Origin of the sequence: Variovorax ureilyticus (genome assembly GCF_037889935.1) — a bacterium.
Classification (GTDB): Bacteria; Pseudomonadota; Gammaproteobacteria; order Burkholderiales; family Burkholderiaceae_C; genus Variovorax; species Variovorax ureilyticus.
Genome location: NZ_JBBKZU010000002.1, coordinates 25,487 through 48,642, shown reverse-complemented (window position 1 = coordinate 48,642; position 23,156 = coordinate 25,487). Strand labels below are relative to the sequence as shown.

Annotated in this window: 22 protein-coding genes; 11 read left to right on the top strand and 11 right to left on the bottom strand. The window is 67.1% G+C overall.

Features of this window, described 5'->3' with window-relative positions; genetic code table 11:
- Positions 1-256: 256 nt before the first annotated feature.
- The 8 genes from WKW77_RS04570 (at position 257) to WKW77_RS04535 (ending at position 9,441) form a co-directional block, all read left to right on the top strand.
- Positions 257-2,116, top strand: coding sequence for a TRAP transporter large permease (locus WKW77_RS04570; RefSeq protein ID WP_340355656.1), 1,860 nt, complete (start codon positions 257-259; stop codon positions 2,114-2,116).
- Positions 2,117-2,154: 38 nt separating this feature from the next.
- Entirely contained in the window at positions 2,155-3,015 is an 861-nt protein-coding gene (locus WKW77_RS04565) for a transketolase (protein WP_340355655.1), read from the top strand.
- Positions 3,012-4,022 carry a transketolase family protein gene (locus WKW77_RS04560; RefSeq protein ID WP_340355654.1) on the top strand — a complete coding sequence of 337 codons (1,011 nt, stop codon included), beginning with the start codon at positions 3,012-3,014 and terminating at the stop codon, positions 4,020-4,022. Before WKW77_RS04565 ends, WKW77_RS04560 begins: the two co-directional genes overlap by 4 nt.
- A gap of 56 nt (positions 4,023-4,078) precedes the next feature.
- Positions 4,079-4,828, top strand: coding sequence for an SDR family NAD(P)-dependent oxidoreductase (locus WKW77_RS04555; protein ID WP_340355653.1), 750 nt, complete (start codon positions 4,079-4,081; stop codon positions 4,826-4,828).
- 37 nt (positions 4,829-4,865) lie between these two features.
- Positions 4,866-5,897 (top strand): TRAP transporter substrate-binding protein, encoded by a 1,032-nt coding sequence (locus WKW77_RS04550; protein WP_340355652.1) that lies wholly within the window; start codon positions 4,866-4,868, stop codon positions 5,895-5,897.
- Positions 5,898-5,958: 61 nt separating this feature from the next.
- Positions 5,959-7,983, top strand: a complete 2,025-nt coding sequence (gene tkt, locus WKW77_RS04545) for a transketolase (RefSeq protein WP_340355651.1) — start codon at positions 5,959-5,961, stop codon at positions 7,981-7,983.
- A 249-nt stretch (positions 7,984-8,232) separates the two neighbouring features.
- Positions 8,233-8,559 carry a PRC-barrel domain-containing protein gene (locus WKW77_RS04540; RefSeq protein WP_340355650.1) on the top strand — a complete coding sequence of 109 codons (327 nt, stop codon included), beginning with the start codon at positions 8,233-8,235 and terminating at the stop codon, positions 8,557-8,559.
- Between the two features lie 78 nt (positions 8,560-8,637).
- Complete coding sequence (locus tag WKW77_RS04535; protein ID WP_340355649.1) at positions 8,638-9,441, top strand: phytanoyl-CoA dioxygenase family protein; 804 nt, start codon at positions 8,638-8,640, stop codon at positions 9,439-9,441.
- Between the two features lie 18 nt (positions 9,442-9,459).
- Here the strand turns inward: WKW77_RS04535 and WKW77_RS04530 are convergent, their stop codons facing one another.
- The gene (locus WKW77_RS04530; RefSeq protein WP_340355648.1) at positions 9,460-10,416 is read right to left on the bottom strand and encodes a LysR family transcriptional regulator; all 957 of its coding nucleotides are present in this window, start codon (positions 10,414-10,416) and stop codon (positions 9,460-9,462) included.
- Positions 10,417-10,550: 134 nt separating this feature from the next.
- Between WKW77_RS04530 and WKW77_RS04525 the strand changes: the two genes are divergently transcribed.
- Complete coding sequence (locus tag WKW77_RS04525) at positions 10,551-11,300, top strand: SDR family NAD(P)-dependent oxidoreductase (protein ID WP_340355647.1); 750 nt, start codon at positions 10,551-10,553, stop codon at positions 11,298-11,300.
- A gap of 45 nt (positions 11,301-11,345) precedes the next feature.
- On the opposite strand, the gene WKW77_RS04520 is transcribed toward WKW77_RS04525, so the two are convergent.
- From WKW77_RS04520 to WKW77_RS04485, 8 genes are all read right to left on the bottom strand, one after another.
- The gene (locus WKW77_RS04520; RefSeq protein WP_340355646.1) at positions 11,346-11,900 is read right to left on the bottom strand and encodes a flavodoxin family protein; all 555 of its coding nucleotides are present in this window, start codon (positions 11,898-11,900) and stop codon (positions 11,346-11,348) included.
- Between the two features lie 141 nt (positions 11,901-12,041).
- Positions 12,042-13,301, bottom strand: coding sequence for a dihydrolipoamide acetyltransferase family protein (locus tag WKW77_RS04515; RefSeq protein ID WP_340355645.1), 1,260 nt, complete (start codon positions 13,299-13,301; stop codon positions 12,042-12,044).
- A gap of 1 nt (position 13,302) precedes the next feature.
- Positions 13,303-14,316, bottom strand: a complete 1,014-nt coding sequence (locus WKW77_RS04510; RefSeq protein ID WP_340355644.1) for an alpha-ketoacid dehydrogenase subunit beta — start codon at positions 14,314-14,316, stop codon at positions 13,303-13,305.
- 48 nt (positions 14,317-14,364) lie between these two features.
- Entirely contained in the window at positions 14,365-15,603 is a 1,239-nt protein-coding gene (locus WKW77_RS04505; RefSeq protein WP_340355642.1) for a 3-methyl-2-oxobutanoate dehydrogenase (2-methylpropanoyl-transferring) subunit alpha, read from the bottom strand.
- A gap of 299 nt (positions 15,604-15,902) precedes the next feature.
- Positions 15,903-16,442, bottom strand: a complete 540-nt coding sequence (locus WKW77_RS04500; RefSeq protein ID WP_340355641.1) for an SET domain-containing protein — start codon at positions 16,440-16,442, stop codon at positions 15,903-15,905.
- Between the two features lie 237 nt (positions 16,443-16,679).
- The gene (locus tag WKW77_RS04495; protein WP_340355640.1) at positions 16,680-16,844 is read right to left on the bottom strand and encodes a hypothetical protein; all 165 of its coding nucleotides are present in this window, start codon (positions 16,842-16,844) and stop codon (positions 16,680-16,682) included.
- 195 nt (positions 16,845-17,039) lie between these two features.
- Positions 17,040-18,065: a class I fructose-bisphosphate aldolase gene (locus WKW77_RS04490; RefSeq protein WP_340355639.1), complete on the bottom strand. Its 1,026-nt coding sequence runs from the start codon at positions 18,063-18,065 to the stop codon at positions 17,040-17,042.
- A 191-nt stretch (positions 18,066-18,256) separates the two neighbouring features.
- The gene (locus WKW77_RS04485; RefSeq protein WP_340355638.1) at positions 18,257-19,171 is read right to left on the bottom strand and encodes a LysR family transcriptional regulator; all 915 of its coding nucleotides are present in this window, start codon (positions 19,169-19,171) and stop codon (positions 18,257-18,259) included.
- A gap of 229 nt (positions 19,172-19,400) precedes the next feature.
- Between WKW77_RS04485 and WKW77_RS04480 the strand changes: the two genes are divergently transcribed.
- Both WKW77_RS04480 and WKW77_RS04475 read left to right on the top strand, forming a co-directional pair.
- Positions 19,401-19,868 carry an Ohr family peroxiredoxin gene (locus WKW77_RS04480; protein WP_340355637.1) on the top strand — a complete coding sequence of 156 codons (468 nt, stop codon included), beginning with the start codon at positions 19,401-19,403 and terminating at the stop codon, positions 19,866-19,868.
- A 151-nt stretch (positions 19,869-20,019) separates the two neighbouring features.
- Positions 20,020-20,769: an SDR family NAD(P)-dependent oxidoreductase gene (locus WKW77_RS04475; RefSeq protein WP_340355636.1), complete on the top strand. Its 750-nt coding sequence runs from the start codon at positions 20,020-20,022 to the stop codon at positions 20,767-20,769.
- Between the two features lie 306 nt (positions 20,770-21,075).
- Here WKW77_RS04475 and WKW77_RS04470 read toward each other — a convergent pair whose 3' ends face one another.
- Together WKW77_RS04470 and WKW77_RS04465 are read right to left on the bottom strand one after the other, a co-directional pair.
- Positions 21,076-22,050, bottom strand: a complete 975-nt coding sequence (locus tag WKW77_RS04470) for a PDR/VanB family oxidoreductase (RefSeq protein WP_340355635.1) — start codon at positions 22,048-22,050, stop codon at positions 21,076-21,078.
- Between the two features lie 19 nt (positions 22,051-22,069).
- The gene (locus tag WKW77_RS04465; RefSeq protein WP_340355634.1) at positions 22,070-23,146 is read right to left on the bottom strand and encodes a Rieske 2Fe-2S domain-containing protein; all 1,077 of its coding nucleotides are present in this window, start codon (positions 23,144-23,146) and stop codon (positions 22,070-22,072) included.
- Positions 23,147-23,156: the final 10 nt, after the last annotated feature.

Genomic DNA, 23,156 nt, shown 5'->3' with positions numbered 1-23,156 from the left:
TGAATTCCTGTCATCTTAGGCTGATAACTCTTCGCTTGTCGTCAAGTGACCGAGCGCGGAACATCCGCTCCCAGGAACCCAGGAGACAAGGCGGTCACGCAAGTGCGCCAGCCATCAAGGCCTCGCCGAAGGCATCGGCACCTCCGACGTTCGATCCATCGATCCACCAGCTCAAGGAGACAACCGAGATGCCGAACCCTGACAACCATGGGACCCGAGGCCGGGCGATGCCGCAAGCGCGCACGGGGAGCCTGAAGTGAGCAGCGCGCTACTGGAAGCACACCCCGTGCAAGCGGACGGTTCGCTTCTCGCCCGTGCCGAGTCGTGGCTCGGCCACGCCATCGAGATTCCCGCCGCCGCGCTGGTCGTGGGCGAAGTGGCCGTGCTGCTGGCGGGCGTGGTCATGCGCTTCATCTTCAACAGCCCGATCCCGTGGGCCGACGAACTCGCGTCGATCCTGTTCCTCTGGCTCGCCAACCTGGGCGCCGCCGTGGCGCTGCGCCGCGGCTCGCACATGCGCACCACCGCGCTGGTGTCGCGCTGGGGCCCCCGGGCGAGGGCCTGGGCGGAAGCCCTGGCGATCGCGGTGCCCTGCCTGATGCTCGTGATCCTGATCGGCCCGATGACCGAATACGCGGCCGACGAATGGATCGTGCAGACGCCGGCCCTGTCGTGGCCGAACACGATCCGTGCCGCGGCGGTGCCTGCAGGCGCGGCAGTGATGATCGCGCTCGGCCTGCTGCGCCTGGCCCGCGTCGGCATCGCCGATCTCGTCGGGGTGACCGTCGCTATCGCGGCGCTGGCCGGCGCGCTCTATGTCGGCTCGGGCTGGCTGCAGTCGGTCGGCAACTGGAATCTCGTCATCTTCTTCGCGCTGCTGCTGGGCGCCGGCGTCCTGCTGGGCGTGCCGATCGCGTTCTGCTTCGGCATGGCGACGGTGGCCTTCCTGCTCTGCGTCACCTCCACACCGCTCGCGGTGGTCAGCGGCCGCATCGACGAGGGCATGAGCTCGCTGATCCTGCTGGCCGTGCCGCTGTTCATCCTGCTGGGACACCTGGTGGAGATGACGGGCATGGCCAAGGCGATGGTGGACTTCCTGGCTTCGCTGCTGGGCCATGTGCGTGGCGGCCTGAACTACGTGCTGCTCGGGGCGATGCTGCTGGTGTCCGGCATCTCCGGCGCCAAGACCGCCGACATGGCCGCCGTGGCCCCGGTGCTGCTGCCGGAGATGAAGAAGCGCGGCAACGACGAGGGCGAGCTGATCTCGCTGCTGGCCGCATCCGGCGCCATGGCCGAGACCGTTCCGCCCTCGCTGGTGTTGATCACGATCGGCTCGGTCGCGGGCATCTCGATCGGCGCGCTGTTCACCGGCGGACTGCTGCCCGGCGTCGTTCTGGCGGTGATGCTGGCATTCCTGGCCCGCTACCGCAGCGCAGAGGTTGCGCACGGCCTGAAGCGCGCCCCCATCGGCGTCATCGGCCGCACGCTGCTGATCTCGCTGCCGGCGCTCCTGCTGCCCGTGCTGATCCGCACGGCCGTGGTCGAAGGCGTGGCGACGGCCACCGAGGTGTCGACCATCGGCATTGCCTATGCGGTCGTCGCGGGCCTGTTCATCTATCGCCGCTTCGACTGGCGCCGCCTCTATCCGATGCTGGTCGACACGGCGGCCCTGTCGGGCGCGATCCTCTTCATCATCGGCACGGCCACCGGCATGTCCTGGGCGCTGACGCAGTCGGGCTTCTCGCACAGCCTGGCCGAACTGATGACCAGCGTGCCGGGTGGCAAGTACGGCTTCCTGCTGGTGTCGATCGCGGCCTTCATCGTGCTGGGCAGCGTGCTGGAAGGCATCCCCGCGATGGTGCTCTTCGCGCCGCTGCTGTTCCCGGTCGCCAAGGCCATCGGCGTGCACGAGGTGCACTACGCGATGGTGATCATCCTGGCCATGGGCATCGGCCTGTTCGCCCCGCCCTTCGGCCTGGGCTACTACGCCGCCTGCACGATCGGCCGCGCACACCCCGACGTCGCGCTGCGCCGCATCTGGCCGTATCTCGGCGCGCTGCTGGTGGGCCTGCTCATCGTGGCCTTCGTGCCCTGGTTCTCCATCGGGCTGCTCTGAACCGCTCCCTTCACCGACTTCTTCAACCAAGGACTTCCATGTCTGATCCGACGACGAATCTCCGCGAGCGGGCCTACCGCATCCGCCGCTTTGCCCTGCGCATGGGCGAAGTGCAGGGCCAGGGCTACATCGGCCAGGCCCTCGGCTGGGCGGACGTGCTCGCCGTGGCCTACGGCCACGCGCTCAACTACCGTCCCGCCGAGCCCGAGTGGGAAGGCCGCGATCGCTTCCTGCTCTCGCACGGCCACTACGCCATCGCCTTCTACGCGGCGCTGATCGAGGGCGGCATCATCCAGGAGAGCGAACTCGAAACCTACGGCAGCGACGACAGCCGCCTGCCGATGTCGGGCATGGCCACCTACACGCCGGGCATGGAGATGTCGGGCGGTTCGCTCGGCCAGGGCCTGCCGATCGCCGTGGGCATGGCGCTCGGCCTGCGGCAGAAGAAGAACCCGGCCTTCGTCTACGTGTCGATGTCCGACGGCGAACTCGACGAGGGCTCGGTCTGGGAAGCCGCCATGGGCGCCGCGCACCATCGGCTGTCGAACCTGATCTGCCTGGTCGACATCAACAACCAGCAGGCCGACGGGCCATCGAGCAAGGTGCTCGGCTTCGAGCCGCTCGCCGACAAGTGGGCGGCCTTCGGATGGGACGTGCAGCGCGTGGACGGCAACGATCTGCCTGCGGTGCTGAAGGCCTTCAACCGTGCGCGCGACCTGTCCGAAGCGAAGCCGCGCGTGATCCTCTTCGACACCCTGATGGGCAAGGGCGTGCCTTTCCTCGAACAGCGCGAGAAGAACCACTTCATCCGCGTCGACCCGCCGGAATGGCAGCAGGCACTGCAGATCCTGGACGACAGCTGGTCGGCTGCCCAACAAACCGAAGGAGCCCTCGCATGAACACCGTCGTTGCGGAAAAGAAGAAGCCGCGCCTCACCACCTCGGCGATGATCGCCTCGATCGCGGCCGAAGGGCAACGCGTCAAGGCAGCGCCGTTCGGCAAGGCACTGGTCGAGCTGGGCGCGCAGCGTCCGGAGGTCGTCGGGATGACGGCCGACCTCGCCAAGTACACCGACCTGCACCTGTTCGCGCAGGCCTACCCCGAGCGCTTTCACCAGATGGGCATGGCCGAGCAACTGCTGCTCGCCGCCGCGGGCGGCATGGCCAAGGAAGGCCTGATTCCCTTCGCGACCACCTACGCGGTGTTCGGAACGCGGCGCGCGTATGACTTCATCCACCAGGTCATCGCCGAGGAGAACCTCAACGTCAAGATGTGCTTCGCGCTGCCGGGCCTGACGACCGGCTACGGCCCCAGCCACCAGGCGACGGAGGACATCGCGATGATGCGCGGCATTCCGGGCCTGACGATCGTCGACCCGTGCGACGCGCTCGACATCGAACAGGCCGTGCCCCAGATCGCGGCGCACAAGGGGCCGGTCTACATGCGTCTCCTGCGCGGCAACGTGCCCCTCGTGCTCGACGAGTACGACTACAGGTTCGAGCTCGGCAAGGCCAGGATGCTGCGCGACGGCAACGACGTGCTGGTCATCTCCAGCGGCTTCATGACGATGCGTGCGCTCGAAGTCGCGCAAGACCTGGCGGCGGACAACGTAGGCGTGGCCGTGCTGCACTGCCCCACCATCAAGCCGCTCGACGAGGCCGCCATCGTCGAAGCCGTTCGCTACAAGCACCGCCTGGTGGTCGTTGCGGAGAACCATTCCGTCATCGGCGGGCTGGGCGAATCCGTCGCCAGCGCGCTGCTGCGGCATCGCGTGCAGCCGGCCGGCTTCGAGCTCGCCGGATTGCCCGACGCCTTCCTCGACGCGGGCGCATTGCCCACGCTGCACGAGCGCTACGGCATCAGCCGAGAGGCGCTGGCCGGCCGCATCCGCAAGTGGCTGGGCTGAAACCCGGGCCAGACCCTTTTCATTCAACGCAACACACCCCCTCAATGGAGATCGACATGCTTCTCGCTGACAAAGTAGCCCTCATCACCGGCGGCGCCGGCCTCAACGGACTCGGTTTCGCCACCGCACGCATGCTGGCGGCGCAAGGCGCCCGCGTCGTCATCCTCGACCTGGAACGCGCCGACCCGGCAGGCGCCGCCGCCAAGCTCGGCCCGCAGCACGTGGGCCTGGTGGCCGATGTCACGGACAAGGCCTCCTGCGAGCGTGCCGCCAAGGCGGCCGTGGAGCAATGCGGCCGCATCGACATCCTGGTCAACAACGCCGGCATCACGCAGCCGCGCAAGACGGCCGACATCACCGGCGCGGACTACGACGCGGTGCTCGACGTGAGCCTGCGCGGCACGCTCTACATGTCGCAGGCCGTGCTGCCGGCGATGCGCGCGGCCAAGAGCGGCTCCATCGTCTGCATCTCGTCGGTGTCGGCGCAGCGCGGCGGCGGCATCCTGGGCGGCCCGCACTACTCGGCGGCCAAGGCCGGCGTGCTCGGCCTCGCCCGCGCGATGGCGCGCGAATTCGGCATCGACGGCATCCGCGTCAACTGCATCACGCCCGGCCTCATCGCGACCGACATCAACAAGGGCCTGATCCCCGACGACCGCATGCAGGGCATCCTGGACCAGATCCCGCTGAACCGCATCGGCGAGCCGGCCGACGTCGCCGGTTGCGTGGTCTTCCTGGCCAGCCCGCTCGCCAAGTACTGCACCGGCATCACGCTGGACGTCAACGGCGGCATGTTGATCCACTGACCGCCTGCTCCCCACACACCTACAGAAGGAGACAACGATGACCCAGCCCCAAACCTCTCGCGCGGGCCTGACCCGCCGGCAATGCCTGGCCGGCGCCGCGGCGCTCCCCCTGATCGCCGCGCTGCCGCGTCGCGCGCATGCGGCCGAGTTCACCTACAAGCTCGCCACCGGCCAGGACCCCAGCCACCCCGTGAACAAGCGGGCGCAGGAAGCCATCGAGCGCATCAAGGAAGCGACCAAGGGACGCCTGGAGATCCGCCTGTTCCCGGCCAACCAGCTCGGCTCGGACACGGACCTCCTGGCCCAGGTGCGAAACGGCGGCGTGGAGTTCTTCAACCAGGCCAGCTCGGTCCTGTCGACGCTGGTACCGGCGGCGGGCATCGTCAACACCGGGTTCGCCTTCACCGACTACGACCAGGTCTGGAAAGCGATGGACGGCCCGCTCGGCAAGTACGTTCGCGGCCAGATCGAGAAGGTGGGCCTTCTCACGATGTCCAAGCCCTGGGACAACGGCTTCCGCCAGATCACCACGTCCACCAAGCCGATCAACACCCCCGATGACCTGAAGGGCCTGAAGCTGCGCGTGCCCTCGGCCCCGATGCTCTCGACGCTGTTCACCGCGCTCGGCGCGAGCCCGACGCCGATCAATTTCAACGAGGTGTATTCGGCGCTGCAGACCAAGCTGGTCGAAGGCCAGGAGAACCCGCTGGCGATCATCGCCACGGCGCGCCTGTACGAAGTGCAGAAGTACTGCAGCCTGACCAACCATGTGTGGGACGCTTACTGGATCCTCGGCAATCGCAAGGCCGTGGACCGCCTGCCCAAGGACATCCAGGAGATCGTCTTGCGCGAGTTCGACAAGTCCGCCGACGACGAGCGCGCCGACATCGCGGCGCTCAGCAAGTCGCTGCGCGGCGATCTGCAGGCCAAGGGCCTCCAGTTCGTCGAGGCCGACAAGAAGGCGTTCAAGGCGACGCTGACCAAGAGCACCTTCTACAAGGATTGGCGCGGCAAGTTCGGCGAGGACGCCTGGAAGCTGCTCGAAGAAAGCGCGGGGTCGCTCGCATGAGCGCCGCGCCGGACCGCTCCAGGCAAGCTCGCACCGCAGTGCGAAGCACGGAGGTTGCCCAATGAGCGCAGTGCTTGCTCCGGGCGCAGACGTGGCGACCCGGCCCGCGTTGTCGAAGCTCGCCAACGCGATCCGCTTCCTCGCGATCGATGCGATCGTCCGCGCGGGCGAGGGGCACCAGGGCGTGCCGCTCGGCATGGCCGAGATCGCCACCGCGCTCTATACGCGTCACCTGAAATTCTTGCCGGCCGATCCCACCTGGGCCGATCGCGACCGCGTCGTCCTGTCGAACGGCCACGGGTCGATGCTGCTCTACGCGCTGCTGTACCTGACGGGCTACGAAGCCATCTCGATCGATCAGGTTCAGCGCTTCCGCGAGATGGGCTCGCACTGCGAAGGCCATCCCGAGATCGCGCCCGCGCATGGCATCGAGGTGACCACCGGCCCCCTGGGCCAGGGCATCGCCGACGCGTTCGGGATGGCGGTGGCGGAGGCCTATCTCAACGCGCGCTTCGGCAGCGGATTGGTGGACCACCACACCTACGCCTTCGTCGGCGACGGCTGCCTGCAGGAGGGCATCGGCCAGGAAATGATCTCGCTGGCCGGGCATCTGCGCCTGGGCAAGCTCGTGCTGCTCTGGGACGACAACCGCATCACCGATGACGGCAGCACCGCGTTGTCGATCAGCGAGAACGTGGCCGAGCGTTTTCGCGTGGCCGACTGGCACGTCGTCGAAGTCGACGGTCACGACCTCGAAGCGGTGGCGGCGGCGCTGGCGGCCGCGAAGCTCGACCCCCGTCCGTCGATGATCGCGTGCCGCACCGTGATCGCTCGCGGCCTCGCCCGGCTGCAGGGCCAGCGCGGCGGTCACAGCGGGCGCCTGTATCCCGAAGATGCGGACATCGCCCGGGAGGAACTCGACTGGCCGCATGCGCCCTTCGAGGTGCCGGCACAGGTGCTCGAAGCCTGGCGCGATGCGGGCCGCCGCAGCGCAGAGAAGCATGCGGCCTGGCAGGCCCGGCACGCCGCGCTCGCGCCTGCCGAGCGTGCCGAGTTCGATCGCGTCATCGCCGGCCGATTGCCCGACGGCTGGCGCGAGACATTGCTCGCCTACAAACGGCAAGCCTCGGAGCGAAGCGATTCGCCCGGCGGGATCATGATCTCGGCCGAGATCAACGACCTGCTCACGGACGTGCTGCCCGAGCGCATGGTGGGCTGCGCCGACCTCGAGGCGCCGACCAGCCACAAGCGCCGGCTCGCGGCCTTCACCGCCGCCGACCGCAGCGGCGCGTATGTGCACTGCGGCGTGCGGGAGCACCTGATGGGCGCCATGGCCAACGGCATGGCGGCGCATGGCGGTGTCATCCCGCTGGCCGTCACCTACCTCGCGTTCTCGGACTACGAGCGACCCGCCATGCGCATGGCGGCGTTGATGGGCCTTCCCGTGAAGTTCATCTTCAGCCACGACTCCATCGGCGTCGGCAGGAACGGCCCCACGCACCAGCCCGTGGAGATCCTGGCCTCGCTGCGCGCCATGCCCAACATGCTCGTGCTGCGCCCCGCGGATGCGGTCGAGGCCGCCGAGTGCTGGGAGATCGCGCTGGAGCACACGAGCGGCCCCGTCACGATGGTCTTCGCGCGACAGGCGCTGCCGCTGGTGCGGCGCACGCACCAGTCCGATAACCTCTCGCGGCGCGGCGGCTACGTGCTGGCCGAGGCCGAAAGCGGCGCCCGGCAGGTGACCCTGATGTCCACCGGCTCCGAGGTGGCGATCGCGCTGCAGGCGCGTGACCTCCTGCAGGCCCAGGGCATTCCCACGGCGGTGGTCTCGATGCCTTCCTGGGAACTCTTCGATGCACAGGACGCGGCCTACCGCGCCTGCGTGCTGCCGCGGGGCGGCGTGCGGGTGGCCGTCGAAGCGGCCGTGCGCTTCGGATGGGACCGCCACCTCGGCGAGCGCGGCGGATTCATCGGCATGAGCGGCTTCGGCGCCTCCGGGCCCGCCGAGGAGCTCTACGAGCACTTCGGCATCGTGCCTTCGGCGGTGGCCGCCGAGGCGAAGCGATTGCTGCAGCCCGGAAGCTGACGAGAGCCGCCTGCCCACCTGCGGCGCTGCCATCCGCAATCCGGGCTCGCGCACAATCGTAGGAAGTCCCTGACATGCGCAGGCGCCATGCATGCGCCGAGTTGCATGCACGCAAGGGACTGCCTACACGAGAAGGATGCCAATGCCGATCGGCCCTGCGCGGGCATCGCGCGATACCTGCTCCATCGGGACTCGCTTTTTTTCGACTGAACGCCGGGCCCCCGCCGGCACGACCCACGGAGCATTCGCATGACCATCCCCGTATCGGCCCAGGACGTGATCTCCTCAGATCGCGTCGAGGGCACCCACGTCTACAACAGCAGCGGCGACAGACTGGGCACCATCGACGATCTGATGATCGACAAGGTGTCGGGACAGGTCCGCTACGCCATCATGGCGTTCGGCGGCTTCCTCGGCATCGGCACGGAAACCCACCCGGTCCCCTGGAGCATGCTGAAGTACGACACCGCACTGGATGGCTACGTGGTCCCTTTGGATGAGGCGACCCTTGAGCGCGCGCCCCGCAATGCCGGGGACAAGGGCCTGCCTCCGACCATGCCTGCGACAGCGCGGTGAACACGTCGCTACAGGCAGTGCACCCGGCCGCGAAAGGGTATATACCAACGCCTTTCCACGAATGATCCGGGTCACGACATGGCGCAACTCACTGCCGATGAGCTCACCTCCTACCGGAACGAGGGCTGGGTGCGGCCCGCGTACCGCCTGCCTCACGACCGCACGACGTTCATGCGCGAAGCGCTGGACGAGCTGATCCGGCGCAACCCTGGCGTGCGCCCCGAAAAGCTGGTGTCGGCGCACATCGAAGGTGACAACGGGGAAGGCGTCCACGGCAGTGCAGCGTTCCTGGAACTGGCGCGCGATCCGGCGTTGGTGGAGCTGGTGTCCGGCGTCCTCGGGGACGATGTCATCCTGTGGGGCTGTCACGTGTTCTGCAAGCCGGCAGGCGACGGCTATGAAACACCGTGGCACCAGGATGGCCACTACTGGCCGATCCGCCCGCTCGCGACCTGCACCGTCTGGGTCGCGCTGGAGGACTCCGACGCCGGCAATGGCTGCCTGCGCGTGATACCCGGTTCGCACAAGGAGCGGCGACTGCACGACCACCTCCACGAAGACCGCACGGACCTGACGCTGGCGCAGCGGCTCGCGCCTGGCACGTTCGACGAAGACACGGCCGCGGACGTCGAACTGGCGGCCGGGCAGATGTCGCTGCATGACGTCTACATGATCCATGGCGCGCGAGCCAACACGTCGAATCGCAGGCGCACCGGCGTGGCCTTGCGCTACATGCCTTCGACGTCCGTCTTCGACCGCTCGCTCAGGCCCGTGGATGGCAAGAGCGGCGTGCCGGTCGACTTCGCGCGCCGTCCACTCTGGCTCGTGCGCGGGGTGGATCGCAGCGGTTGCAACGATTTCAGCGCCGGGCACCGGCGCTGACCCGCGAATCCGCGCTGCCTATCGTCGACGCGGCCTCGTTCCGGAGGAAGCAGGCGTGGCGGGAGGCTGGGCTTCGCTCAGTCGTGCAGGGAAGACCTCCAGCAGCCAATCGACGAACACCCGCAGCCGATGGGTGACGTGCCGGCTTTGCGGATACACGACGTGGAAGGGATACGGGGCCGGTCGCCAGCGTTCCAGGATTTCCACCAACGACCCTTCGCGCAGTGACGGCGCGGCCGCGTAGGCAAACGTCTGGACGATGCCCAGGCCCGCCACGCAGGCCGCGAGGTGGGCGTTGCTCTCGTTGACGCCGACGCGGTGCTCGACCTTGATCTCGGTCTTCTCGCCGTTGCGCTCGAAGCGAAACGGCACCGCCCGGCCGTTCTGGCTGGACACATAGCTCACCAGCCGGTGGCCGTTCTTCAACTCGTCGGGGTAGGCAGGTGTGCCGTACTGCTTGAGGTAGCCCGGCGTGGCGCAGGTGATCAGCGCCGCCTCGCCCAGGCGGCGGCCCACCAGCGATGAGCTTTCCAGCGGACCGCCGCGGATGACGCAGTCGACCTTGTCGCTGATCAGGTCCACCGAGCGGTCGGACACGCCCAGGTCGATGCGAATGTCCGGAAAGCGCGCCACGAAGTCCGGGAGCAGCGGGATGAGTACGTCCCGCGCAGTGGAGCCGCCGACGTCGATGCGCAGATGGCCTCGCGGTTTGCCGCGCGCGAGGTTGAAAGAGGCATCGATGTCCTCCAGGTCGCGCAGGATGCGCGTGCTCCTGGCGTAGTAGTCCTCGCCTTCCGGCGTCACCGTCACGCGCCGGGTCGTGCGCTGCAGCAGCCGCACGCCGAGATGGGCCTCCAGTTCCCGGACCAGCTTGCTGACCGTGGCGAGGGGCACGTCCAGCGAATCGGCCGCGCGGGTGAATCCACCTGCCTCCACCACGCGGGCAAAGGCGCGCATCGCCAGAAGCTGATCCATGGGCAGTTCCTCCTTGCAGGGTCGCCATTATCTACAAGGGTGGATAGTGATTCCATTCAATGAGCTTTTTCGATCAATGACCGGAGCCTAGAGTCACGCCATCCCAACCCTCAAGTCACGAAACGGAGCTCATCATGAACAAGCAACTCGAAGGCAAGATCGCCCTGGTCACCGGTGGCAGCAGCGGCATCGGCCTGGGTGCCGCCAAGGAACTGGCGGCCCAGGGCGCCAGGGTCTTCATCACCGGGCGGCGCCAGGCGGAACTGGACGCAGCGGTCGCGCAGATCGGTTCATCGGCGACGGCGCTGCGCGCCGATGCTTCGGTGCTGTCGGACCTCGATGCGGTCTATGCCCGCATCGCGAAGACGGCCGGTCGGCTGGACATCCTCTTCGCCAATGCCGGCGGCGGCGACATGATGCCGCTGGGCGCCATCACCGAAGAGCATTTCGATCGCATCTTCGGCACCAATGTGCGCGGCGTGCTCTTCACGGTGCAGAAGGCGCTGCCGCTGCTGAGCAAGGGTGCGTCGGTGATCCTCACCTCGTCCACCACGTCCATCCAGGGCACGGCCAACTTCAGTGTCTACAGCGCCAGCAAGGCGGCGGTGCGCAACTTCGCGCGCTCCTGGGCTTTGGACCTGAAGGATCGCGCGATCCGCGTCAACGCGGTAAGCCCCGGCCCCGTCCGCACGCCGGGCCTGGGCGATCTGGTGCCCGATGAGGCGCGCCAGGGGCTGTTCGATTTCCTCGCGTCGCAGGTGCCGCTGGGCCGGCTGGGCGAGCCCGGCGAGATCGGCAAGGCCGTGGCCTTCCTGGCCTCCGACGCCGCCAGCTTCATCAATGGCATCGAGCTGTTCGTCGACGGGGGCATGGCCCAGGTCTGACTGCGCTGGCGCCGCTCGCCCTCACCGGAAGGCAGGAACGCCGGATCAGACCGACGCCGCCGGCAGATTCGGCCGGTTCCCTGGCGGCGCGCCGGCCGCTTCGCGATCGCTCGGCGGCAGGAGCGCAGCCGACGCCAGTGCGTCGCCGAAGGCGAGCAACTCCTTCGTCGCGCTGCCGTCCTCGATGTCGTGCGTCAGCAGTTCGGTCGTCAGTACCGGCGGGCGCTGAAGCAGCCGGGTGGCTTCCGACACGGCGTTCGCCGCACTGGTCGCGTTCATGACCGTGATCTGCGCGACACGCCGCAGTTGACCGGCGTTCTCGGCCAGAAAAGTGCGCATCGGGCCCGCCATCTGCGCGGCCCAGATCGGGGACACGATGACGACCGCATCGAAGTCGGCGGGCGCGGGTCCTTCGTAGCGGATGGCGGGCCAGCGCCGCAGCAGCGAATCGAGCAGGCAGCGCAGATCGCCCGTGAATCCCGAGCGCGGGCGCGCGTCGCGGATCTCGCCGAGCGCCCAGCCGTGATGCGACGCGAGCAACTGCGCGACGCGGCGACATGTGCCGCTGTACGAATAGAAAACCACCAGGGTATTGCTCATGAAGGGCTCCTTGGAGGCATCCCTCGCATTCGCGCCTTCCAGGTGGACATGCCGGACGACCCCTGCCGCCATCTTGATCGTCCGGCCGGCGTGCGCTTTGCGCCAGGTCAAGCAATGCGCGCGCCGGAGACGTCCTTTTCGCTACTCGACGAACAGCAGCGCCGGGCCTTCGATCACCGCGCGCATGGCCTGCACGAACCGGGCGGCGTCCATGCCGTCGACGACGCGATGGTCGAACGAGGAAGACAGGTTCATCATCCGGCGCGGCACGACGGCGCCGCCGCGCCAGACCGGACGTTCCACGATCCGGTTGACCGCGACGATCGCCACCTCGGGCCGGTTGATCACCGGTGTCGAGACGATGCCGCCGAGCGCGCCGAGGCTGCTGATTGTGATCGTCGAGCCGCTGAGCTCCGCGCGCGTGGCGCGGCCTGCCCTCGCGGCTTCGACCAGGCGTGCCATGTCTGAAGCCGTGGCCCACAGGTCCTTCGCCTCGACGTGCCGGACCACCGGCACGACCAGGCCGTTCGGAGTCTGCGTCGCGACGCCGATGTGTACCGCGCCGTGCCGTGTGACGATGCCCGCTTCATCGTCGAAGCGGGCATTGATCTGCGGGAATTCGCGCACCGCCAGCACGGTCGCCCGCATCAGCAGAGGCAGCAGGGTCAGGTGCCCGCGCTCGGCGCTCCATTTCGCGTTGAGCGCCGATCGCAGGGCCTCGATCTCGGTGACGTCGATCTCCTCGACGTAGCTGAAATGCGGGATGCGCCGCTTCGACTCCTGCATCTGCAGCGCGATGCGGCGGCGCAGGCCGATGACGGGGACGGCCTGCTCTTCGTCGCGCTCGGCGTTCGCGGCGCCGGGCGCGCGGCTCGGCGGACGGGCGCCATGCGCGGCGACGTGCGCGTCCAGATCCGCGTGCACGATGCGGCCGGCGGTTCCGCTGGGCACGACGTCCTTCAGATCGACGCCGAGTTCCCAGGCCCGCCGGCGCACTGCCGGCGAAGCGATCGGACGATCCTCCGCGGCCCGCGGGGACGACGGCGCCAACGGCGCCGACGGCGTCTTCGGCGCCTTCGGCTCCGCAACGCGCTCCGCCACGGACGAGGGTGGCAAGGCCGCGCGCGCGGACCCGGGCGCCGGCGCCCCGTCGCCCGACCGCTCGATACGGATCAGTTCGGAGCCCACGGCCAGGGTCTGTCCGACTTCTCCGCCGAGCGCGATCACGCGGCCGGCGACCGGCGAAGGGATCTCGACGTTGGCCTTGTCGGTCATCACGTCGGCCAGCCCCTGGTCCTCGACGACCGCATCGCCGGGCTGGACGTGCCAGGCCACGAGTTCGACCTCCGCGATGCCTTCGCCCACGTCGGGCACCTTGATCACATGGATGCTGCCGGACATGTCAGGTCTCCATCGCTCGCCTGAACGCTGCAGCCACGCGCGCTGGGCCGGGGAAATAGGCCCATTCCAGCGCATGCGGATAGGGCGTGTCCCAGCCGGTCACGCGTTCGATGGGCGCCTCCAGGTGATAGAAGCAATGCTCCTGCACCAGCGCGACGAGTTCCGCGCCGAAGCCGCTGGTGCGCGTGGCTTCATGGACGACGACGCAACGGCCCGTCTTCCTGACGGAGGCGACGATCGCCGGCAGGTCCAGCGGCCAGATGCTACGCAGGTCGATGATCTCGGCATCCACCCCGCTCTCGGCCGCGGCCGCTTCGCAGACGAACACCATCGTCCCGTAGGCCAGCACCGTCAGATCCGCGCCGGAGCGCAGCACCTTGGCCGTGTCGAGCGGCACAGTGTAGTGGCCTTCGGGCACTTCCCCCGATGGATGTTGAGACCACGGAACCAGCGGCCGGTCGTGGTGGCCGTCGAACGGGCCGTTGTAGAGCCGCTTGGGTTCGAGAAAGATCACCGGGTCGTCGTTCTCGATCGACGCGATCAGCAGGCCCTTGGCATCGTAGGGATTGCTCGGCATCACCGTGCGCAGGCCGCAGACATGCGTGAACAGCGCCTCCGGACTCTGGCTGTGCGTCTGCCCGCCGTAGATGCCGCCGCCGCAGGGCATGCGGATCGTGATCGGCGCCGAGAAGTCGCCGGCCGAGCGATAGCGCAGCCGCGCCGCCTCCGAGACGATCTGGTCCGACGCCGGGTAGAAGTAGTCCGCGAACTGCACCTCGACCACCGGACGCAGTCCATAGGCGGCCATGCCGATCGCCGAGCCGACGATGCCGCCCTCGGAGATCGGTGCATCGAAGACGCGCGAGCGGCCGTATTTCGCCTGCAGCCCTTCGGTACAGCGGAAGACACCGCCGAAGTAGCCGACGTCCTGTCCGTAGATCACGACGTCCGGATCGCGCTCGAGCATCACGTCCATCGCCGAGCGCAGGGCCTGGACCATCGTCATGCGGGCCATGTCAGCGGCGTCCGAACCCCGCGGAGCGGGCAAGGCTGGGGGTGAATTTCATGTCTGCGCCTGCCGCATCTGCTCGTGGAGGTGGGGCGGCATGTCCTTGTAGACGTCCTCGAACATCGACTCCAGCGGCGGGACATGGCCGTCGATCAGCGTGCCGCCGTAGGACTCGGCCTCCTTCATCGCGGCGGCCACCTCGGCCTCTAGCTGCTCCTGCGTGCGCCGGTGCTCATCGTCGGACCAGGCATCCAGGCCCACCAGATGCTGCTTCAGCCGGGCGATCGGATCGCCCAGCGGGAAATGCTGCCAGTCGTCCGCCGGCCGATAACGCGCGGGGTCGTCCGACGTCGAGTGCGCCCCGGCCCGGTAGGTGACCCACTCGATCAGCGTGGGACCGAGATTGCTGCGCGCCCGCGCCGCCGCCCAGCGCGACGCGGCGAGCACCGCGAGGAAATCATTGCCATCGACACGCAGCGACGCGATGCCACAGCCGACGCCGCGTGCCGCGAAAGTCGTCGCCTCTCCCCCCGCGATGGCCTGGAAGGTCGAGATCGCCCACTGGTTGTTGACGACGTTGAGGATCACCGGCGCGCGATAGACATGCGCGAAGGTGAGCGCCGTGTGAAAGTCCGATTCGGCCGTGGCGCCGTCGCCTATCCACGCCGACGCGATCTTCGTGTCGCCCTTGATCGCCGAGGCCATGGCCCACCCGACTGCCTGGATGAACTGCGTGGCCAGGTTGCCGCTGATCGAGAAGAACCCGGCGCGCTTGTACGAATACATCACCGGGAGTTGGCGCCCCCGCATGGGGTCGCGTCCGTTGCTCATCAACTGGCAGATGAGCTCCACCATCGGAATGTCCTCGCGCGCCAGCAGCAGGCCCTGCTGGCGGTAGGTCGGAAAACACATGTCGCCGGGCTGGATGGCGAACGCATGGGCGGTCGCGATCGCCTCCTCGCCGAGACACTGGATGTAGAAGGAAATCTTCTTCTGCCGCTGCGCGATCAACATCTTCGCGTCGAAGGCTCGCGTCTTCATCATCGCGCGCAGGCCGCGCTGGAGAAGCGGCACATCGGGCTCGGGCGCCCACGGGCCGACGGCGCGGCCGTCCTCGTCGAGCACGCGCACCAGGGTAAAAGCCAGGTCCGCGGTGTCGACCGGTGTCGCGTCGATCGCCGGCTTGCGCACAGCGCCGGCGGGCGACAGGTGCAGGTAGGAGAAGTCGGTCTCGTGACCCGGGCGCCCGGTCGGCTCGGGCACGTACAAGCGAAGAGATTCCAGCGAAGTCATCTTTGTCGTCTCCTCGCGCGCGTGAGGGGCTGGCCGAAAGTATGCGCTTCAAAGCGCCACGGAGGAATGCTCGACGGCAGCAGACGGTTGTTCGCCGGGCTCGACGGCCGGCGACACGAAAAAGCCCCGGCCGTCACCGGTCGGGGCAAGAGGTCGGTGGTCGACCTTGGAGAAAGGATTTCGCAGGGATCTCATCATGAGCGCATTGGCAGCACCTTGCAACCACACGGCAGTGCAGGCTCGTGCACACGAATGAGGAGCCGTCGAGACGTGCCCGGCCCGACCTGTCCGCCCGGAATTCAGGCGACGATCGCCCCGGCTTCTTCCTCGCGCCATGGCGCCTCTTCCCGATCGCCCACCTCGCCTGCTTCGGTCACCAGCATGGTCCCGCGGCAATTGGCCGAACCGCAGTGGCAGGGGTAGTCGGATGCCTGCGCATCGTCGGCGGCCGTGAGGTTGTAGTCGATGAAAAGCTCTTCGCCCGCAGCGATCGGCTCCAGGGTCACGAACTTCACGACCAGTTCGCCCGCCTCGTCGTACTCCTCGATCGCCTCGCAGTTCGGCTCGCACGCATGGTTGAAGTGACGCGTGGCATTGCCACCCTTGGCGCCATCGATCATCTCTTCGTTCGTGAGGCAGAAAAGATAGGTGAGCTGGTCGTTCCAGTCCTTGGCCGCCACCTCCGCGGGGGTGTAGCGGCGCCCTTCGTAGAGCCCCAGCACGGCATCGGGAGGAAGCGAGCAGGTCGCAAAGGCGCCAAGCCCATGCACGCCACTCGGTCCAACGCGCACGAAAGGCGTCGAAGAACGCTTGGGGGTCTTGAGTGAACGCTTGGTCATGCAACGCTTCCGGGGAGGCCGGCGATTCTATGTCGCGGTGCCGTAGCGGGGCTCGAGACTTGCCGAGGTGCACGCCGGACCGGACGACACGGCGCAAGCCTCATCGGCCTCGTTCAACCGATATCGCTCGAACCTGATGATCGTTCCGGGCTTCCTGCTGGCGATGATCGGGATCGGCCTGGGCCTCCCCCACACGTGGGCGCCGAAGCCTCCGGCCGGGCGCCCGAGCGACTCTCGTCAGGCTTCCTGCCCGCCTCGAATCACGGCCGTCGAACGCTGGATCTGCGAAGCCATCAGCCGCTCCATGCGCGTTGGCGGCTCGCGGTGCACGACGAGGTCGATGACCCAGCCGACCGTCACCAGGACAGCCAGTGCGCCAAGGCTGAAGATCGCTGATTCCATTGCCCGCTCCTGAGTCGTGAAGGCCGTACTTTGCGCGGCGCGGTCGGGCTTGTGAATCCTCCAAATGGAGGGCGCGGTCTGTGACGCAGTTCCCTTTTTTGCCCGCGATCGTGTGGTAAAGGGTCCGTCGCGCTGGCGCCTCGCGACGCTTGCAGATGTCAAAGACGCCGGTGCGGCTCAGGCCCGTTTGCGGGATCAATCGCCGGCATTTTCCATGTCCGCACCGTACGCACCCACGCTGGCCGCACCATTCAGTCGTGCGCGCTTGAGCAGCGCCTCCTGCGCTTGCCGCACGTTGGCGGGCCGGCCACACCAGGCGTGCAGCGCAGGCTCCTGAAGCGCGCGTCCATAGGAGAAGCTCAGCTGCCACGGCTGTAGGCCCTGTCGGTTCAGCGCATCCAGATTGGCCGTCGCCTCGACAGGAGACTGTCCGCCGGACAGGAAGTTGATGCTCGGGACCGCCGCTGGCACCGCCCTGCGCAGCACGCGGATCGTTTCCGAAGCCACTTCCTCGGGCGTTGCCTGTAAGGCGTTCGCCTTGCCCGGCACCACCATACTGGGCTTGAGCAACATGTGTTCGAACGCCACCCGATGGCGAGTCAGGGCGCGGAAGACCTCGTGCAAAACGGCCTGCGTCACCTCCGCGCAGCGCGCCAGCGTGTGATCGCCGTCGATCAGCACCTCGGGCTCGACGATCGGCACCATGCCCTGCTCCTGCGATACCGCGGCGTAGCGAGCAAGCGCTTCCGCGTTGGCTTCGATCGCGGCGCGGCTTGGCAAGGTGTCGGAGACGTTGTAGACGGCGCGCCATTTAGCGAATCGCGCGCCTTGCTGCTTGTAGCCCTTGAGACGTTCGGCGAGCCCATCGAGGCCTTGCGTGATCTCGTCGCCGGGTGCCAACGCGAGCGGGATCTTTCCCGCATCGACCTTGATGCCGGGCACGATCCCTTGTCGCACTGCCAACTGCGGCAGCGGCTCGCCATCGTCCGCGCGGTGGTTCAGCGTCTCTTCGTACAGGATGACGCCGCTGATGTACCGGCCAAGGTCCGGCGTCGCCAGCAACAGGCTGCGATAAGCGCGCCGGTTCTCCTCGGTCGATTCCACGCCGATCGTCTTGAATCGCTTGGCGATGGTCGGTCCGCTTTCGTCGGCGGCCAGAACCCCCTTGCCTTTCTGAACGAGCGCGTCGATGGTCGCTTGGAGTTCGTCGGGAGTGGCCATGGAAATCCTCCATACGGGACGTTCAGTCTCTCGCGGGAGGTGCTGCGACACAAGTCCCTGTTGCCCGTGATGCCATGCGGGCCTTCGCCGAGTGCGTGTGGCAGGCGTCGCCGGCGATGAACACGCGCGGGAGGCGCGGCGGGGCGCACGCTCGATGGGCTCGATACCTCGACGATGGCGTTTGTGTCGTCTCACCTTCCATCGACGGAACCGTATGGCGCGAACGCTTCCACCGTCCAGTCGACAAAGGCACGCAGCTTGGCGCTCATGTGCCGGCTGGACGGGTAGGCCACCGACACGACCATCGGTGCCGGCTCCCAATCGGTCAGCAACTCGACCAGTGCCCCGCTCTCGACGTACGGCTGGGCCATGAAGGCGAAGGTCTGCGCCACGCCGAGCCCGGTCAGCAGCGCCGTCAGGTGGGCCGTGCTTTCGTTGACTGCGATGACGGCACGCCCGTTGATCTCGATTTGCTCGTGGCCATGCTCGTAGCGCGGCGGAACGTAACGTCCGGTGCCCGATAAGAAATAGCTCACCACCCGGTGCCCTTCGAGCAGGTCAGTCGGCGTCCTGGGCGTACCGTGGCGCTTCAGGTAATCGGGCGTTGCGCAGGTCATGTAGGGCATCTGCGCGACGCGGCGCGCCACCAGCGACGGATCGCTCAACACGCCGCCGCGGAGCACGCAATCCACCCCTTCGCCGATCAGGTGGACTGGCCGGTCGCTCACGCCGAGCTCGAGAAGGATGTCCGGGTAGCGCCTGTGGAACGCCGGCAGCATGGGAATCAGGATTCGGTTGGCCAGCGACGAGCCGATGTCCACACGCAGACGGCCTCTGGGGCTGGCTTGCGCATTCGTGACATCGGCCTCTATGTCGTCGATGTCGGCCAGCACTCGCGAAATTCGCTCGTAGTAGGCAGCACCCTCCGGTGTCACCGTGACACGGCGCGTCGTGCGCTGCAGCAGCTTCACACGCAAGTGGCTCTCCAGTTGCTGGACCAGCTTTGTCACGCTGGGCTTTGGCATTTGCAGCAAGTCGGCCGCCCGCGTGAAGGTGCCGGCTTCTACAACCCGGGCGAACACGCGCATGGCTGCGATTTGGTCCATCGCCGGATTATTGGCTAACCGGAAATAAACATGTCCCGCCCACCATCTTGGTCATCCCGAGGGCCGGTCCGACACTTCATGCCATCGCCACCGACCTCCTGGCGTTCCGCCACCTTCCACCCGTTTCCGGCAAGCGATTCAAGCCCTATCGCGATGCCCATGGCGCACAACGCAACCCTTGCGTCTGCGCTCAAACCACAGGGCGAACCAAACCGAAAAGGAATCCGAAATGACCACCAAGATCCAAACCGTGCTGCTGACGGGCAAGACTCATACGACGGCCAGCCGCCGCGAGGGTGCCCCGCGCGGCGATGAACGCGTCGACATCCAGATGTCCACGCCCGGCAAGTCCGGCAATGAAATCATGCTCAAGGCGATCCAGCTGCACCCGACGGCCGAGCAGTTGTTCGCCGGAGCCTGGTCGGCCTGCTACACCGGCGCCCTGGGCGTCGCAGCCAAGGCGAAGAAGGTGGCGCTGCCCTCAGACATGTCAGTCGACATCGAAGTGGACCTCGGCCAGACCGGCGATGCGTACTTCATCCAGGCCCGGATCGATGTACGCATGCCGGGCGTCGCGCCCCACGTGGCGGAAGCCATTGCGCATGCTGCGCATGACATGTGCCCTTACTCGAAGGCCGTGCACGGCAACATCGACGTCGCCACGAACATCGTGGCCGCAGAAGCTTTGGCGGCGTAGTACCCCAGCCTCACCATGCACCGAACCTCGCTGTCGATTCGACAGCGAGTGCAACAGGAAACACGCAGCGTGCCTTGAGCATCTCTTGATCGACGCAGGCTGCGATCCCTCACTTCTCGACCCATCACCACTCACCTTCTCAGAGAACAGCATGTCCAAGCCCCTCGCCAACAAAGTCGCCCTCATCACAGGCGGTTCACGCGGCATCGGTGCCGCCATCGCCCGCCGCTTGGCGCACGATGGCGCCGATGTCGCCATCAGCTATTCAACCTCCGCCGACCGCGCCGAGTCGCTGGTCAAGGAACTGAAGGAGGCAGGCGTGCGCGCCGCAGCTTTCCAGGCAGACCAGGCAGACCCGCGACAGGTCGAGGCGCTGGTGAACAGTGCGGCGCGCCACTTCGGCAGGCTGGACATTCTTGTCAACAACGCAGGCGTGTTCGTGGTCGGCCAGGTCGGTGCGCCCGATAGCGACGTCGCGTCCTTCGACCGCCAGTTCGCCATCAACGTCGGCGGCGTGGCCGCAGCCGTGCGCGCGGCAGTACCACTCATCAGCGATCACGGTCGCATCATCTCGATCGGCTCCGGTGCAGCCGATCGCACGCCCTGGCCGGGCGTGGCCGACTATTCGGCGACGAAGGCCGCGGTGTCTGCCTACACCCGCGGCTGGGCGCGCGATCTTGCTCCGCGCGGCATCACTGTCAACACCGTGCAGCCGGGCTCGGTCGACACCGAGATGAACCCGCAGGATGGCGACTTCGCGGCCGTGCAAAAGGCCGCCATTCCCCTCGGGCGGTATGGCCGGCCCGAAGAGATCGCTGCGGCGGTGGCGTTTCTCGCGAGCCCCGACGCCAGCTTTGTCACGGGTGTATCACTCGACGTGGATGGAGGCGCTGGCGCGTGATTGCCAAGCTCGGCAACAGCCGGGGGCAAAACACTCGGGACGGCCGCCGGCGTGACTCTGGGCGAACCTGACACCCTGGGACCAGCGTGTACGCCAGGTCGAGCCGGCATACCTCGGATTCGTCAATTGCCCACCGTTCACTACGCCACCGAAAGCGCAATGTGGCTCGTGCCACTGTGCAGCGAAAGCGATCTATTGGGCAGGCACGCGCGGAGGACTGCAAACTGGCGCTCTGCGGACCTTCGTGGCGCCCTACCTGCAGCAACCGCAGGATCCCAAGCACGCCGGCGGCGTGCGCACTCGCTGCTAGAGATCCAGCACCAGGCGGTCCGATCTGGCGCGCGAGCAGCAAGGCGTGAACTGGTCGTTGGCCGCGTGTTCTTCCGATGTGAAATAGAGATCTCTATGATCGGGAATGCCGCTGATTACGCGCGTCGCGCACGTGCCGCAGACTCCCTGTTCGCAGGAACTCTCAACCTCGATGCCCGCGTCCATCAGCGCCTGCAGCGCGGTCTGGTCCTTGCGAACCGCGATGACGCGGCCCGATCTCGCCAATTCGACCTCGAAGCCTTGGTCGCCGCTGGATTGCCCGAGCTCGTTGGCAAAGAACTCGTAGTGCAACTGCGACTCCGGCCAGCCATTGGCGCGGGCGGCCGAAAGAACAGCGTCCATGAAGCCCTTCGGCCCGCAGACATACAAGTGCTCCCGAGGCTGAGGACACGCCAGCCGGCCCTGGATGTCGAACCTTTGGCCCACCAGACAGTCGTCGCTGTGGAAATGGACGCTGCCTGCAAAGCGTGACTTGGCAATGCGCCCCCTGAAGGCGGTGCGTTCCGCCGAGCGGGTGCAGAAGTGCATCTCGAACTCGGCGCCTTGGGCCGCCAGGCTCTCCGCCATGCACAGGATCGGCGTCACGCCAATGCCGCCTGCCAGCAGCAGATGGCGCCCGGCGCCAGCAGCAAGCTGAAAGTGGTTCTTGGGTTCGCTGATCATCAGCGAAACACCCACCTCGATCGTCTCGTGCATCGCTTTTGATCCGCCGCGCGACGAAGGCTCCTTCAGCACGGCGATGAGATAGCGATGCGTTTCCGACGGGTCGTTGCAGAGGGAATACTGTCGCACGAGGCCATCGCCCACATGTACGTCGATATGGGCACCGGCCGCGAAGGCCGGGAGGCTTTCACCGTCGCAGGGCACCAGTTCGAAACTGACGATCTCCCTGGCCTCCTCTTGCTTGGCTGCGACCCTGACGCGCAGATGTCCCGCGGATTCCTTCGTCATCGGTAGATCCTTCCCGCGCTCATGCCAGCGACTGGGTAGTGAGGCGCTCGACGATCCGGCGCGCACGATTCGCACCGGCATCGACGTGGATGTCGAGCCATGTCGCGCGGTCACCGAACTGGAGCATGTTCCGGTACTGGGCTTCGATCACGCCGCGGTCCTCGTCAAAGGTGAACTCCGTCTGCTCGACCACGGTCTCGAAGTTGTCGTCGCGCTCCGGATGCCGGTTGCTGGCCATGCTCCAGAAGTAGTGGCAGGTGGTCTCGGTTTCGGGCGTGATGCCGTGAAAGCCCCGCATGTGAAAGCCACCGCGATCGGGGTTCTCGATGGAATCCGTACCGGGCTCGATCGCGCCCGTCCAGATCTCGAGGTGAGAAACGCGAAAGACGATTTCCTGCCAGCGATCGCACTTGTCTCCGAACGGCCAGGCGGCGCGGTACGTCGGCGGCGGCGTCGAGCCGGGCATCAGTCGCACCACTTTCACGGAATCTCCATCCTGGGTGACCTTCATCGCGGCATTCATGTGCAGATGGGCATCGCCGCCGATGGTCTTGAGATGCACGTAGCCGAGATGGCTGAGGTCCAGCAGGTTGTCATGGATCAACTGCCACGGAGAGTTGTAGTGATACATGCCGCTGCCGAAGCGGTAGCGCGGATCGTCGTGGGGAGAATAGACGGGCGGTTCCTCCGAAGGCGCCGCGCCGGCGACGCTCGGCATCCAGATCCAGACGATCTGGTTCTTCTCCGCGACGTGGTAGGGCCTGACGCAGGCCTTGGACGGCACGCGCTCCTGCCCGGGGATTTCCAGGCACTGCCCGCTTGGCGCATAGAGCATGCCGTGGTAGCCGCAGCGCACGCCCTCGGCTTCCACCGTGCCGCAGGACAGCGGCAGCGACCGATGGCAGCAGCGGTCTTCCAGCGCCGCGATCTGCCCGTTGCCCGTGCGAAAGAGCACCACCTTCTGATTGAGAAGGGTGCGCCCGACGGGCTTGTCCCGGATGTCGGATGAGAAGGCGGCGACGTACCAGCGGTCGAGCGGAAAGCTGCTGCGCGGGGTCCCCGTGGCGTCGTGGACTTTGATCGTGGCTGTGTTCATGAAAGTTCTC

Excerpts from the sequence above, each read along its gene's own strand:
- WKW77_RS04560 (WP_340355654.1), top strand. The coding sequence starts at position 3,012 with ATGAACACCGTCGTTGCGGAAAAGAAGAAGCCGCGCCTCACCACCTCG.
- WKW77_RS04530 (WP_340355648.1), bottom strand. The coding sequence starts at position 10,416 with ATGGATCAGCTTCTGGCGATGCGCGCCTTTGCCCGCGTGGTGGAGGCA.
- WKW77_RS04490 (WP_340355639.1), bottom strand. The coding sequence starts at position 18,065 with ATGGCCACTCCCGACGAACTCCAAGCGACCATCGACGCGCTCGTTCAG.
- WKW77_RS04520 (WP_340355646.1), bottom strand. The coding sequence starts at position 11,900 with ATGAGCAATACCCTGGTGGTTTTCTATTCGTACAGCGGCACATGTCGC.
- WKW77_RS04510 (WP_340355644.1), bottom strand. The coding sequence starts at position 14,316 with ATGGCCCGCATGACGATGGTCCAGGCCCTGCGCTCGGCGATGGACGTG.
- WKW77_RS04540 (WP_340355650.1), top strand. The coding sequence starts at position 8,233 with ATGACCATCCCCGTATCGGCCCAGGACGTGATCTCCTCAGATCGCGTC.
- WKW77_RS04515 (WP_340355645.1), bottom strand. The coding sequence starts at position 13,301 with ATGTCCGGCAGCATCCATGTGATCAAGGTGCCCGACGTGGGCGAAGGC.
- WKW77_RS04485 (WP_340355638.1), bottom strand. The coding sequence starts at position 19,171 with ATGGACCAAATCGCAGCCATGCGCGTGTTCGCCCGGGTTGTAGAAGCC.
- WKW77_RS04535 (WP_340355649.1), top strand. The coding sequence starts at position 8,638 with ATGGCGCAACTCACTGCCGATGAGCTCACCTCCTACCGGAACGAGGGC.
- WKW77_RS04470 (WP_340355635.1), bottom strand. The coding sequence starts at position 22,050 with ATGACGAAGGAATCCGCGGGACATCTGCGCGTCAGGGTCGCAGCCAAG.
- WKW77_RS04550 (WP_340355652.1), top strand. The coding sequence starts at position 4,866 with ATGACCCAGCCCCAAACCTCTCGCGCGGGCCTGACCCGCCGGCAATGC.
- WKW77_RS04525 (WP_340355647.1), top strand. The coding sequence starts at position 10,551 with ATGAACAAGCAACTCGAAGGCAAGATCGCCCTGGTCACCGGTGGCAGC.
- WKW77_RS04555 (WP_340355653.1), top strand. The coding sequence starts at position 4,079 with ATGCTTCTCGCTGACAAAGTAGCCCTCATCACCGGCGGCGCCGGCCTC.
- WKW77_RS04500 (WP_340355641.1), bottom strand. The coding sequence starts at position 16,442 with ATGACCAAGCGTTCACTCAAGACCCCCAAGCGTTCTTCGACGCCTTTC.
- WKW77_RS04565 (WP_340355655.1), top strand. The coding sequence starts at position 2,155 with ATGTCTGATCCGACGACGAATCTCCGCGAGCGGGCCTACCGCATCCGC.
- tkt (WP_340355651.1), top strand. The coding sequence starts at position 5,959 with ATGAGCGCAGTGCTTGCTCCGGGCGCAGACGTGGCGACCCGGCCCGCG.
- WKW77_RS04475 (WP_340355636.1), top strand. The coding sequence starts at position 20,020 with ATGTCCAAGCCCCTCGCCAACAAAGTCGCCCTCATCACAGGCGGTTCA.
- WKW77_RS04495 (WP_340355640.1), bottom strand. The coding sequence starts at position 16,844 with ATGGAATCAGCGATCTTCAGCCTTGGCGCACTGGCTGTCCTGGTGACG.
- WKW77_RS04505 (WP_340355642.1), bottom strand. The coding sequence starts at position 15,603 with ATGACTTCGCTGGAATCTCTTCGCTTGTACGTGCCCGAGCCGACCGGG.
- WKW77_RS04465 (WP_340355634.1), bottom strand. The coding sequence starts at position 23,146 with ATGAACACAGCCACGATCAAAGTCCACGACGCCACGGGGACCCCGCGC.
- WKW77_RS04480 (WP_340355637.1), top strand. The coding sequence starts at position 19,401 with ATGACCACCAAGATCCAAACCGTGCTGCTGACGGGCAAGACTCATACG.